This window comes from Paenibacillus sp. FSL R5-0527 (assembly GCF_038008055.1).
In the GTDB taxonomy this organism is placed as follows: Bacteria; Bacillota; Bacilli; order Paenibacillales; family Paenibacillaceae; genus Fontibacillus; species Fontibacillus macerans.
Map to the genome: position 1 here is coordinate 1,631,430 of NZ_JBBOYI010000001.1, position 13,176 is coordinate 1,644,605.

Annotated in this window: 11 protein-coding genes and 3 CRISPR repeat arrays; all 11 genes read left to right on the forward strand. The window is 51.4% G+C overall.

Annotated features, from left to right (window positions below):
* Positions 1–112: 112 nt before the first annotated feature.
* The 11 genes from NYE69_RS07300 to NYE69_RS07350 all read left to right on the forward strand — a co-directional run bounded on the left by NYE69_RS07300 (position 113) and on the right by NYE69_RS07350 (position 11,983).
* On the forward strand, positions 113–343 hold the full coding sequence (locus NYE69_RS07300; protein WP_328269491.1) for a hypothetical protein: 231 nt from the start codon (positions 113–115) through the stop codon (positions 341–343).
* Between the two features lie 144 nt (positions 344–487).
* Positions 488–1,186: a hypothetical protein gene (locus NYE69_RS07305; RefSeq protein WP_340925515.1), complete on the forward strand. Its 699-nt coding sequence runs from the start codon at positions 488–490 to the stop codon at positions 1,184–1,186.
* Complete coding sequence (locus NYE69_RS07310; RefSeq protein WP_328269489.1) at positions 1,167–1,499, forward strand: hypothetical protein; 333 nt, start codon at positions 1,167–1,169, stop codon at positions 1,497–1,499. Before NYE69_RS07305 ends, NYE69_RS07310 begins: the two co-directional genes overlap by 20 nt.
* 27 nt (positions 1,500–1,526) lie before the next feature.
* Positions 1,527–1,652, forward strand: a complete 126-nt coding sequence (locus tag NYE69_RS07315) for a hypothetical protein (RefSeq protein ID WP_328269488.1) — start codon at positions 1,527–1,529, stop codon at positions 1,650–1,652.
* Between the two features lie 259 nt (positions 1,653–1,911).
* Positions 1,912–2,675: direct repeats of the CRISPR family, unit length 32 nt; unit sequence GTCGCTCCCTGTGTGGGAGCGTGGATTGAAAG.
* Between the two features lie 472 nt (positions 2,676–3,147).
* Positions 3,148–3,657: a CRISPR direct-repeat array (repeat unit 32 nt).
* 630 nt (positions 3,658–4,287) lie between these two features.
* The gene (gene cmr1, locus NYE69_RS07320; protein WP_340925518.1) at positions 4,288–5,760 is read left to right on the forward strand and encodes a type III-B CRISPR module RAMP protein Cmr1; all 1,473 of its coding nucleotides are present in this window, start codon (positions 4,288–4,290) and stop codon (positions 5,758–5,760) included.
* On the forward strand, positions 5,736–7,532 hold the full coding sequence (gene cas10, locus NYE69_RS07325; protein WP_340925520.1) for a type III-B CRISPR-associated protein Cas10/Cmr2: 1,797 nt from the start codon (positions 5,736–5,738) through the stop codon (positions 7,530–7,532). Before cmr1 ends, cas10 begins: the two co-directional genes overlap by 25 nt.
* On the forward strand, positions 7,501–8,802 hold the full coding sequence (gene cmr3 / locus NYE69_RS07330) for a type III-B CRISPR module-associated protein Cmr3 (RefSeq protein WP_340925522.1): 1,302 nt from the start codon (positions 7,501–7,503) through the stop codon (positions 8,800–8,802). The genes cas10 and cmr3 overlap by 32 nt, the downstream gene beginning before the upstream one ends.
* Entirely contained in the window at positions 8,799–9,809 is a 1,011-nt protein-coding gene (gene cmr4, locus NYE69_RS07335; RefSeq protein WP_328269486.1) for a type III-B CRISPR module RAMP protein Cmr4, read from the forward strand. The genes cmr3 and cmr4 overlap by 4 nt, the downstream gene beginning before the upstream one ends.
* Positions 9,806–10,183, forward strand: coding sequence for a type III-B CRISPR module-associated protein Cmr5 (gene cmr5, locus NYE69_RS07340; RefSeq protein WP_328269485.1), 378 nt, complete (start codon positions 9,806–9,808; stop codon positions 10,181–10,183). The genes cmr4 and cmr5 overlap by 4 nt, the downstream gene beginning before the upstream one ends.
* Before the next feature lie 29 nt (positions 10,184–10,212).
* A complete protein-coding gene (gene cmr6, locus NYE69_RS07345) occupies positions 10,213–11,052 on the forward strand; it encodes a type III-B CRISPR module RAMP protein Cmr6 (RefSeq protein ID WP_340925525.1) in 840 nt (279 codons plus the stop codon).
* Positions 11,030–11,983, forward strand: a complete 954-nt coding sequence (locus tag NYE69_RS07350) for a DUF6602 domain-containing protein (protein WP_328269483.1) — start codon at positions 11,030–11,032, stop codon at positions 11,981–11,983. Before cmr6 ends, NYE69_RS07350 begins: the two co-directional genes overlap by 23 nt.
* 224 nt (positions 11,984–12,207) lie before the next feature.
* A CRISPR array of direct repeats spans positions 12,208–13,039; the repeat unit is 32 nt; unit sequence GTCGCTCCCTATACGGGAGCGTGGATTGAAAG.
* The last annotated feature ends 137 nt before the right edge of the window (positions 13,040–13,176 follow it).

The window sequence follows — 13,176 nt, forward strand, 5'->3', positions numbered from 1 at the left end:
ACTGGAATCTCTTTTATAGAAGGGAAAATGAGGTGCCCGCCTATGAACATTTACCATTTCGAGGATGACCTAACTGATGCGATTTTAGATAAAGGGTATGACTATTATTTAAATGAAGCCGCCGGAGCTGAAAGAAGTGTTGCAGCAACTCCCCAAAGAGGAATTGATCGGAATTATCATGGATGTTGCACGGAAGGATGCATTCTTAAGAAATTCTCTTTTGCTCAAATATGCCAAGGTTGATGAGCAGCAGGAACTGGAAAATTGCTGCAGGCTCATTCAATCCATTGTCCGAAAATATGCGGGCCGGGATGGGTTTATCCCGTACGGGTTCAACCGCTGATTTTACGCGTGAGATGGGTGAAGCATTTGAGAGGCTGGAAATACGGACAACCCCTTGCTGGCCGTGGATATCGCCCTTTTGCTTATGGAGGAAGCCATAGAAGCATTCGGGTATGCCGACGACTCTGACGGAGATATTGGCGTTATGGCAGAAGAAGCGCTGGAACTAGTCGGGGAAATCGCCGAGGAAAGCCGCGACCTGGATGTGGAGCAAAGACAGCGGGTATTCGAGAAGTTAATGGAGCGGAGCGATGGCGAGATTTTTGAGGGCTGGGATGAATTCCACATTGGATTGCTGCGAATCTGTGCCGGCTTTGCCGATGTTGAAGCTTTGAGGAACAAGTTAAGAATGAAAATCGAACAATTGATTAGCCAAAACGCCGGCAACGAGCATAAAGATTACAGCAATGAAGGGATGCTGAGCATCTGGTTTGAAATGATCCAGCAATACGGCACGCCGGAAGAAGTCGAACAATTTGCTGTGGAGAATCTCCGGTTTTCTTTTTTTCGGGAATGGTATATCAAGAAGTTCATGCAGGAGGGGAATTTTCAGAAGGCCGTGGATCTGGCTTTGGAAGGGGAAGCCCAAGCTCAAGATCAAGCTCTCCCGGGACTGGTAACTCAATGGAAAAAGCTGCGATATGAGGCTTATAAACGGTTATCGCTTAAGGAAGAGCAGAAAACCTTGGCTGAGGAGCTGTTGCTGGACGGAGATTTTGGATATGATGAAGAACTGAAACAATTGGCCGGCGGTGATACGGCAGCCCTTTATCATCACCTAAAACAAGAGCTGCAAGCGAAAAAAGGATTGGCAAAGCAAAGGGTTGTATCTAAGGCTGATTGAAGCGGAAGACGACCTGGACGAGCTCCTGGCGTACGTGAAGGAGTATCCGGGCGAAATTGAAAGATATGCCGACCGGCTGGCGAAGCGGTTTGAGATCGAAGTGATCGCTTTGTATCAGCAGCGGATTCGCTTGGAGGCCAGCGCCGCTTCCAAACGCAAAGAATACCAACGCGTATGCGGCATCATTAGAAGATATCAAAAAATAGCCGGCAGCGCCCGTCAACGCCAAATGATCGAGGAAATATCGGATTTATATAGCGGCAAACCGGCCTTTTTGGACGAGTTGAGCCAAATCCATGACGGGTTAAATTAATGAGATTCTCCCTTGCGGGGGAGTTTTTTGTTCAATTTAGAAGTCGCGCCGCTTGGCTATACGGCCAAATTGACCGATTATTCATGGATGGATATTAGGAAATCTGTGGGAGAAAAAGGTTTTTGGGCGATTGAGATCGAAATAGGTGCGTAAGGCTATGTACCTTTAACGAGAAAGATACGACGATGTAGCCTTGAAGTACTGAAGAGTAATCAATTGGTTGGTAAAAGCGGGAAATAACAGCGGTGCGAACCCCAAGCTCACATAAAATCCCCGGGACATTCGCACCTCTTGCCCGGCGCGGGATTGCGGGATTTTGCGACAGATTCACCCTGTTTTTAAACCACAAAAAAGGAGATTCGCACTAAAGCGTTTCCAAACCTTTGCTGGATGTGGGGGTTAGATGGACGGAGTCGCTCCCTGTGTGGGAGCGTGGATTGAAGCCGGACCGCTAACGTAGCAAGCCAGCCGCTGGATTGTCGCTCCCTGTGTGGGAGCGTGGATTGAAGCTTGTACCTTGAGGTATTTCATGCCGTCCAGGAAAAGTCGCTCCCTGTGTGGGAGCGTGGATTGAAGCTCTCCCGGCCTTGATGTAATCATCAACGGTCCAGCGTCGCTCCCTGTGTGGGAGCGTGGATTGAAAGAAAAAGGCCGAATTGAGTATCGGTCACAAGGTAAGGTCGCTCCCTGTGTGGGAGCGTGGATTGAAAGCGGACGCGCGAACTGCAGCTGATCCTCGACGCCGTCGCTCCCTGTGTGGGAGCGTGGATTGAAAGTGAAACAGCCCAGCATTTGCCATAATGAAAAACAGTCGCTCCCTGTGTGGGAGCGTGGATTGAAAGAATTTGCATCGGTGAAACCTTCGAAGCCAACGGGCGTCGCTCCCTGTGTGGGAGCGTGGATTGAAAGCTATAGCTGACGTCTCTCTCATTACATTAGTCGAAGTCGCTCCCTGTGTGGGAGCGTGGATTGAAAGCATCTGGATTTACCTCGACAGTCACACGTAAGCCGTCGCTCCCTGTGTGGGAGCGTGGATTGAAAGCCGGTTTTATGTAGGCCTCCTCCACTAGTAACACGAGTCGCTCCCTGTGTGGGAGCGTGGATTGAAAGTGTCGGACCGCGAAGGCTTTGCGATCGTCCTGTGTCGCTCCCTGTGCGGGAGCGTGGGAGGAATTATCGGATTTGTATAGCGGAAAATCGGTTTTTTTGGACGAGTTTAGTCAATTTCATGACCGGTCTAATTAAAGAACTCCTCCCTCGTAGGGGAGTTTATTGCTCAACTAGCTTGGCTACAAAGTCAGTAGACCGATTCATTAGAGAGATATTTGGGAAACTGTGAGGAAAAAAGGTTTTGGCCGATTGGAATCGAAATAAGTGCGTAAGGCTTTGTGACTTTAACGAGAAATATACGACGATGTAGCCTTCAAGTACTAAGAGGAAGAGAATCAATTGGCTGTAAAAAACGGGGGAAATAGCAGCGGTGCGAACCCCAAGCTCACATAAAATCCCCGGGACATTCGCACCTCTTGTCTGGCGTGGGATTCCGGGATTTTGCGGCTAAATTTTCCCTATTTTTAAACCATAAAAAAGGGGATTCGCACTAAAGCGTTTCCAAACCTTTGCTGGGTGTGGGATTAAGATGAACGCAGTCGCTCCCTATGCGGGAGCGTGGATTGAAAGTATAACGACACCACAGACAAAGATATTGGCATGCTGGTCGCTCCCTATGCGGGAGCGTGGATTGAAAGCCATTCCGGGGCTCAAGCGATACCGACGAAGGGGGTTAGTCGCTCCCTATGCGGGAGCGTGGATTGAAAGAGCTTTAAAATCACTAAGGATATGGGCTACAGACCGGACGTCGCTCCCTATGCGGGAGCGTGGATTGAAAGAAAAAGAAATGTTTGAAAAACGGCAGGCATCTGCGTCGCTCCCTATGCGGGAGCGTGGATTGAAAGCGAACAGCATCAGGCAAAAAGGCAGCGCTTCGAGCCGCGTCGCTCCCTATGCGGGAGCGTGGATTGAAAGTCGCTCAAAATACAACAAGGGGGAATGACCTATTCGGTCGCTCCCTATGCGGGAGCGTGGATTGAAAGTCCGCCAGGCCGCCCGGATATGCTCTTATCCAGGTCGCTCCCTATGCGGGAGCGTGGCTTGAAAGATGTAAAATCAATACCAAGGTGCCCCTTAAGATAACGCCACTCTCAAGCCTCAGCGTTCCTCTCTGCACGAGAGGGTGGAATGAAAGAAGGTCTGATTCTTTGCGATTACCAGGATCAATAGCCACTTCCCGAATAGGAGAATCTTTATGAAAAGTGCCTTTGGTTAAAGGCTTTTTTTGTACACTCAAGGAATGTGGAAATGTTCGCGTGTTTAATGTGGAGTGATTTTAGAGTGAAGCCCCCCTTTATCAATTGCCTAGATGATTACTCCTTCGCTTAGAAAGAGGAGATAGATAAAGTTAAGGGGGGGTTATGGAATTAACGGGTTTATAAACGGCAAACCTGCCTTTTTAGATGAATTGAGCCTAATCCACGATTAGACAAATTATTGAGCTCCTTCCTCGCGGGGGAGTTTTTTGCTTAACTTGGAAATCGCTGTAGAAATCCACTCACAAAGGCAATCACAACCCTCAGATTCGTTTCTCACTCTTGCTTTAAGCCTATAACATATTAGGAAATTTATGGAAAAAAGGGTTTTGGTCGAGAGGGGTCGAAATAGGTGGAACAAGGCGAATGGTTCTTTTTTCCTGGGTCGTAATCAGTCGAATTAGAAGAGGGGTGGAAGCCAAGTGCGGACGTTAAAAGCTCCCGAATTGAGGCCGTCAGAGGTTCAATCGCTACTGGATGACGCAAATAAGAAAATGGTTCGCGACTGCTTCACTATCCGAGTGGTGACGCCGATGGTCGGCGGAGGGGTGAAGCCGCAGTGGATTGACAAGCTGCGTCCGGTAAGAAGTAGCGCGATCCGCGGTCAGCTTCGTTTTTGGTGGCGGGCTACTCGCGGGGCCACTTATCAAAACGTAGCGGAATTAAGAAGCCGGGAGGTAGAGATTTTCGGTAGTACAGAAAGACCGAGTGCGGTGAAAATATGGGTTGAAACCGATTCGTCGAGAATTAAATCTACTCCAATGTTTGATGAAAGTAAGAAAAAAATGGTCAGAGAGCCGTGGGAAGGTCAGTACGCGCTCTTCTCATTCCTGGGAATGAAGCAGGAAGACCCGCAATATTTGAATAACTTCTGTTTTACCCTGCATGTTGAGTACAACTTGCCGAAGTCTAACGAAAAAGCACACGCTCAGGACTTGGAAGAGCTCAAGCTTGATGTGGAATGCGCTTTATGGGCTTGGATCAATTTTGGCGGTATCGGTTCGCGAACGCGAAGAGGCTGCGGGAGTCTGTATTGCAGTAATTTTTCCCCTAAAACAGCGAGGGCGGATGAACTCCGAACATGGTTTCAGGAAAAAGTGGAGCAATATAAATTACACCTGGTTTCGAATGAAGCGAATTTTCAGCAAACGTACCGTGAGTGGCCAACCTTAAGCACCACGATCAAATTTGACGGCGGCGATACAGAGCCTGTCAAAGTGTGGGGAACGGCCATCAGGGAGCTGCAGAAGTTTCGCAATGCTCGAAATGAGTACAAGGAAGGAGGCACCAAGCGCTTTTCAAGGTCATTTTGGCCGGAAGCTGACTCAATCCGCCGCATTACGAAAATTGGCGTTAAAGATCATCTGAAGTCGACTACGATCAAGGAAGGCCCGGACTATGTCGCTTTTCCGCGTGCTCAACTAGGGTTGCCGATTATTTTTCATTTTCAGAACGACACCCAAAAGCATCCGCCTAAAGATCAGGGATACGAGCCGTCGGATATTGAGCTTGTGCCCAAAGACCGTGATCGCCTGGCTTCGCCGGTAATTGTGAAGGCCGTTGCCGTCGGAAACGGTTTTAAAGCGATCAGCGCGGCGGTTGTGTTAAACCAGCCTAGACTTGGTCATTTACGTTTGCAGTTAACGTCAAAGAAAGAGTTTAAGAAGATAGAACGCAAGCAGTACGAAGCGAGCCAGCGATTCAAAGGGAAAGATATCCACCCCAGCGCCGTTTACATAGCCCCGGAGTATCTTCCGGAACGCCGGGCGAAAAACCCGATGAGGATTCACAGCAATGGTCAACCTACCAGCCGGCAGGATGTGACCGCCTCGGCGGTTACTGCTTTTTTAAATTCGGGGAAGGTGAGGGAATGGCAGTGGCTGAACGAAAACTGATGCTGTTCTCAATCGGGCCTGTGCAGGATTTCATCGCCCAGGCAAGGCGGACGGGAGATCTGTGGTTCGGTTCTTTTCTTCTCTCCAGGCTTAGCCGTGCGGCGGCAGAGGCTTTTCGAGGCAAGAACGGCATAATCGTATATCCGCATATCGATTGGGAAGCTTCGCCGGATCGGACCAAAGTGACGAACAAGCTGCTTGGTTATGTCGAATCCGATTCCCCAGGGCAGCTTGCTCTGGATATCCGCATTGAAGTGGCCAGGGCCTGGAAAAAAATCTCCGACGAAGCGCTGGAGAGGTTGCGGCCGTATGTTAATGAAAATCTGTGGGATCGGCAAATTAAGGACTTTATCGAGTTCTATGCGGTCTGGGTTCCGCTTCCTGACCTAAACGATTACGGAACAGCGCTGAGACGCGCCGAACAGCTGCTGACCGCCCGTAAAACCTTGCGTGATTTCAAACAGAACGAACCGGCAAAAATGTCCGGCGAAAAGAAATCGAGCCTTGACGGTGGCCGCGAGTCGGTGCTGCTGATGGACAAGCAGAACGACTTGGCCCGTTTCGGCATCAAATCGCATGAAACGCTGGATGCCATTTCGGCGGTAAAGCGGCTCTCTTTGTACACGCGTGCCGGAAGCCGTTTCTTGTCCGTCTGCGATGTGGCGTTCAACAACTTCCAGCGGCGGCTGCGGAAGGATGAGAACCTGCGCCATCAAGTGGAAGGCTACTTTTCTAGGCTGCGGGAGATTGACCCGGTGTTCGGCAAGTTGAATCCGAACGGTGAAGGCCAATTATTTAGGCTGTTTTATGAGAGCAGGATCGAGGATTTTGTGGACGAACATGCCAATCCGCCTATACAGGATGAAAAAAAGCGGAAGCTCGTGTCCCAGGCGGCAGCGGAGCTCGAGGCGCTGTATCGGAAAATCGGCATTCGCCCGACACCGTATTATGCGTTTCTGCTCTGCGATGGGGACCGAATGGGCGAAGCTCTAAACGAGCTGTCCACATTTGAGCAGCATGGCCTGTTCACGGAACGCCTGTCGCGGTTCGCCGACAGTGCGGAAAACATCATCAACGCCTGTGAAGGTCGGCTGGTTTACAGCGGCGGCGATGACGTCATGGCCTATTTGCCGATCGACAAGTGTCTGGAAGCGGCGGCAAGCTTGCAGCAATCTTTTGCCTGCGTTATGAGGGAAGCGATGCCTGAAGACGGAAGACGGCCTACGCTGTCCATCGGAATTGCGGTCGTACATATGATGGAAATGCTTGGAGACGTTCGGCAACTGGCGGCGGAAGCCGAGCGTTTGGCCAAACAGGAGCGGAACAGCCTGGCTATTGTTTACCGCAAACGCAACGGCGGCGATCAGATGCGGATACGCCTGTCTTTTGACGAGCAGCCGGTGGAACGTCTGCAGCGGATACAGCAATGGTATCGGGATAAGTTATTTTCGTTCTCGTTTGCATATGAATTGCGTGGCTTGTATGAGGAGTACAGCCGATTGAGCCAAGGCTCGCTCTGGCTTTCCGATCAAGAGCGGACGCGCAGATTGTTTGAAAAGGAACTGGAGCGGCTGGCGGTTCGTAAAAAGCCCGAGCATCTGACAGTGGAAGCGGTGCAACGCGAACTGGTCTCGCCCATGCTCGATATGCTGGGCGGGAAGGGCGCGCTGCTGGAGCGGTTGCGTATGTTGGCCGAGCAGTTTATCATTGCCGTCAATCTAGAGAAAGCGGGTGCGATCTATGAAACAATGGCTGAAAATTCGCCCTCTTGAACCGGTGATGCTGCGGGATGGCCGTCCGTTCGAGGCGAATCCCGGCGCCAAGGCGCACAGCATGAGCGAAGTGCCGCCCAGTGTTGTCGCCGGCACGCTCCGTACGCTGCTGGGGAAGAAGCTGGCGGAGGAACACGGTCATACAACCGCGTTCGGCGAGAAAGAAAAGCTCGAGGTAGCCAAGCTGGCCGTGCGCGGTCCTCTTTTGCATTATAAGGAGCAACCTTATTTCCCGGTTCCTCGGGATCTGCATTTTCGGCAGGCCGGGAACCGGTTGGAAGTGGACAGGATCGTCCCCCACAAGCCGGGAGAAGGGGAAGGGTTCCTCGGTACAGGCAGAAGCGGTTGGCATGGAGACCGGCTTTGGCCCGCTGCGGGTGCCTCAGGCAAGGGCGCGGCCGCAGCGCCGCAATATCTGTCCGCTGAATGGATGATCGCTTGGCTCGGAACGCACATGTTAACGGAAGATTGGCTGAAACCGCTGGACAACTGGTATGCGGATGAGACACGCTTGCCGGAAAACGTCCAGGGTGGTTCGACTTACGTCAAGGAAGCCGCATCTGAACCGTTCCTGCGGGCGTTCCCCCGAGATGTCCGCACGCATGTAGCCATTGACAAGGCATCGCACACAGCGATGGAGGGGATTTTGTTCGACACCGAGGCGCTGGTGTTTCCTGAGGATGCGTATCTGCTGGCAGAAGCGGATTTGTCTGAGTCGAACATCGCTTGGCCGAAAGGCTTGTCGGCGATCCACTCGTTTGGCGGCAAACGGCGTCTAGCGCATTTCAGTGAAACCGAAGCTGGCGAGGTCTGGTCCTGTCCCGACTCGATTCTCCAGGCTTTGGACGGGGCCTGCTATATTCGAATGGTGCTGGCAACCCCGGCGTATTTTACGAAAGGCTGGCTACCGGGATGGCTTGATAGCGACTTAAGAGGAAAACCGGAAGCAGTGGGTGAGGAAGATATCGTTTTGGAACTCAAATGGGCTTGCGTCCCTCGCTGGCAGCCCATTTCTGGTTGGAGCTATGGTAAGCGGGAGGAAAAGGCCATCCGGCGTATGGTTCCAGCCGGGAGCGTCTACTTCTTCAAAGTCGAGCGGGGGAACCCGCGGCTGCTCGCGGAAAAGCTGTGGCTGCAATCCGTATCCGACCGCAACCGGCGAACGGCCATGCTTGACAGAAACGACGGGTTTGGACTGGCTTTATGGGGCGTGTGGGATGACAAAGCGTACAGCGGAGATGAACGAAATCAGGAGGTGGAATCTCGATGATTGCTGGCAGCAAGATGTATTGGATTCATTGTCTGTCCCCGGTCCATATCGGGACCGGTCAGGGTGTAGGCGCGATCGATATGCCAATGATGAGAGAAAAAATAACTGAATGGCCCTATATCCCGGGCAGCAGCATAAAAGGAGTGCAGCGTGAATCGCTGGCGGCGGAACTGGAGAAGAGGGAAGGCAACGCCGCTTCGGTTCCGTTGAAGAAAGAGGAGTGGCTGAATGCCGCTTTTGGAAAGGCGGATCAAAGAGATTCCGGGGGCAAGGGAATTGAGGGAAATGCGGGTGCGCTCGTCTTTTCGGACAGCCGGTTGTTTGCGTTCCCGGTAGCCAGCTTTTATGGAACTTTTGCGTATGTCACTTGCCCGCTTGCCGTCCGGCGGCTGGCCCGCGATCTGGCGGCCGCAGGTATGGTTGCCTGTCCGGATATCGGGGAGCTGGAGCAAGAACTAACCGATTCCCGCGCCTGGATTACGAACGGGAGCGCATTGACCAACTCGGCATCCGGAGATGGTAAAGCTCCGTCGGTTCATTCGGCGGCTGACTGGAAGGATGAAAACACGCTTCCTCTTTTCCTCGATGAATTTGAATGCAGGGCCTTGAAGTCGGATAAACTTGATCTTTTGGCCACATGGGCAGGTGAGCGGATTTTCGCAGACGACGTGTCTCGTCGTATGTTTAAAGAACGTTTAGTGCTTGTTTCCGATGAGAGTTTTCAGTACTTTGTAACCATGTGCTGTGAAGTGACGCCGCGGATTCGCATTTCGCCCGATACGAAGACCGTACAGAACGGGATGTTGTGGTCTGAGGAATATTTGCCGACGGAGTCCATCCTGTACGGCATTGTCTGGTGCGACCGTCTGTACACCAGGATCGAAGGACTGACGGAGCAAAGCTTGCTGAGCAGGCTGTCCGGTACAAAAATGCTGCAAATCGGCGGCAATCTGACGGTAGGCAAAGGACGAGTGCAATGTCGTTTTTCCGGAGGAGAAAGTGTATGAACTCTTATGAACACCAATATGCCGAAGTGGCTTTTCGTCACATCAGCAGCATGGATCCGGATTCTTCGGATGCGGCCGAATACTTCCGGCGAAGCCGCGAATTCCCGTCACTGTTGCTTCAGAACGGCTTGCGGCTGACTGTGGCGTTTTACGAAGCAAAGTCCGTCTCTGGGGAAGATTCCGAATCGATCGTAAGAAAAGCATATGCAGACTATTTGTGTCATATGGCGGAAGCGCTCAATCGGGGGGAACTAACAAGCAAGAGCCTTCCTAAGGACAGCGGGCCTTATCGATATTTATCCCGCCGTGCTCTGCATGCCGCAACCTGGTTCAAGCGGTACAGCGAAACGCTGCTCCGCCAGCCGGAATCCTGACCCATGAATCAAGGAAAGGAGGGGAAGCCGTGAATCTGCATCAGATGTTGAACAAATACCGGGGTTTTCAGGAGGATTCCGACCTCGGAATGATCGTGGACAAAAATGGGGAGACCAAAGGTGTTTTTTACGATCGGGTTGTGAAAGAATACGAAACTTATTGGACCGAGTCAATCGATTGGTATAGGAAACTGTATCAGCGACACTATCAGAAAATGGCCGGGCGGCATAGACCTTTCTTTGTCTCTAGCGAGTCGCCTTGCATTATCGGCCAAGGCCAGCAAACGGTACTGGAAACAGGCATGGCGCTGCACAAGACTTATGGCGTGCCGTACATTCCGGGAACAGCGCTCAAAGGGCTGGCTGCTCACTACTGCCACCGGTATCTTGGGGCGGAGCACCCGTCTTTTCGGATGGACGGCGACAGCTACAAGGTACTGTTCGGTACGCAACAGGAAGCGGGATATATCCGCTTTTTCGATGCGCTTCCAACGCCCGAAACGGTCCGTACGGCTCTTTTGCCGGATGTGATGACGCCGCATCATCAAAGCTACAACAGTCTGTCGAGTGATACCTCGAAACGGCTTCGGCCGGAAGCGGAGTATGCGCCGGTAGAAAGCGGAGCGAATGCTCCTCGTGACGATGATTCGCCGATTCCCGTTCCATTCCTCTCGGTGGTGGCTGATTTCCGAATTATGTTGTTCTGTGAGTCGGACAGTGAGGAAGCCGATGCGTGGCTGGAGATTGCGGAGCAGCTTGTGCTTCGGGCCTTGAAACAGGAAGGTATCGGAGGGAAGACGAACGCCGGATATGGAAGAATGACTTTGAAACAGGCGAGGTTAAAAGATGAGCAAAGAAAGCAACAGTAATGAAACTGCGGATGAAAACAGGCAGAAAGCGATTCGCCATATCGTGAACAACTACGCCGAACTGGAGGCATCGATCGTCAGCCAACTTAGTTTTCAGAGCCAGCATCCGGGAACATCAGGCGGTTTCCGGGAAGAAATCTGGAAGGCCATGTTTGAGCAGTTGATTCCGAAGAAGTTTTCCATCGCCCGTTCCGTGTTTATCATCGATTCCGCCGGGCGGGTATCCAATGAAGTCGATCTGGCCATTTACGACGAACAATACACTCCCTATATTTTTCGGCATGGAACCTTAAAATATATTCCGATCGAGGCGGTTGCTGTCGTGGTGGAATGTAAGAGTAAAAGTCCGGATTTTGGAGCGTTGGAGAATTGGCTGAATGGAATCAGGGGGCTTAAAACGTCTCAAAGAGCCGTTGCCAGAATGAATTTTGACGTTATTTTTGGCGATAGCCTGCAAGAAAATAAACACACACAGACTTCTACGCGCCCGCTTCGGATATTGTGTCATACCAGCGAATCGGAACTGAAGATACCGGACGGTTTCGATATGATTATCCACCCTAAGGGGAAGCGCTTGACTGTTGCGTTGACTTCCGCTCTGCAGGATCTGGAATATTGGTATAATGAATTAAATCACAACGAAGAAGAATATGAGGATTATCGCAAGGCATTTGAGTGGTACAAGCCAAAGGATTCGGGAGAAACGAGTGAAGAGCAAGCAGCGAAAGCACAGGAAAAAAAGAAGCAGTACGATTTGCGGAATTACCGAGTACTCGTCAACCTGGATAGCAAGAGTGAGGAAAAAGAAGAAATCTCGCTGCTCTCACTTACGTTTCAACTAAACCAGCTTTTGATGCTGATTAATAACCCAATGCTATTCCCACATAAAGCCTATGTAGATATGTTTAACGAGCGGTATACGAAGGAGTAACCTTGGAGCATGAACCGGGAAGTAATCGTTCTCTAACAAAACGGAATATAGTGGCGGTGCGAACCCCAAGCTCACATAAAAACCCCGGGACATTCGCACCTCTTGCCCAGCGCGGGATTTCGGGATTTTACGTCAATACTTACCCCATTTATTAACCATAAAAAAGGGGATTCGCACTAAAGCGTTTTCAAACCCTTGCTGGATGCGGGGTTGAAATGATCGCCGTCGCTCCCTATACGGGAGCGTGGATTGAAAGCGAAATTCGATTCCAGGCCGACACAATCCCGTTGTCGCTCCCTATACGGGAGCGTGGATTGAAAGCCTTAAAAGCGCCAGGGCGATTTTCTTTCCATTAGTCGCTCCCTATACGGGAGCGTGGATTGAAAGCCTTGGAAACTCCCCGCGCTCTTTGGTGCTAGGGTCGCTCCCTATACGGGAGCGTGGATTGAAAGCACGGTTGGGTCAAAGATCGTCTTATATATCAGGGTCGCTCCCTATACGGGAGCGTGGATTGAAAGGCCACAGTTACGCCACGTACTTGATTAACTAGGGCGGTCGCTCCCTATACGGGAGCGTGGATTGAAAGGCATGATACGACCGTCTGCCGTTGCAAAATAGAACTCGTCGCTCCCTATACGGGAGCGTGGATTGAAAGCTATCGGCTGCGGACGGCTCATTAATGCATATCGTCGCTCCCTATACGGGAGCGTGGATTGAAAGATGAACTCCCTCATGCGTGTCCATCCTTGAATACGGTCGCTCCCTATACGGGAGCGTGGATTGAAAGGCTTCTCGGCCTCGGCCACGTGAAGAGCTACGATGGTCGCTCCCTATACGGGAGCGTGGATTGAAAGTATATGGCATCCCTCGCAAACCTCACCGGCTTCAAGTCGCTCCCTATATGGGAGCGTGGATTGAAAGGTGTCGGAGTTGGACAGTGAGTTATCCTGGATAAACGTCGCTCCCTATACGGGAGCGTGGATTGAAAGTCCAGCGCGCGCTGTTATTTGCGGCCGCATTCGTGGTCGCTCCCTATACGGGAGCGTGGATTGAAAGCCTCCCGTGTAAAGCCGACGCCAGATTGTATCTGTCGTTCCCTTACGAGAAACTAGAATAGGATTACTTTCCCAAGAAAGAAAAAAGACTCAATAACCGGGTAAGTTAGAGCGAGCCCATAGGTTAATTTTGTACAC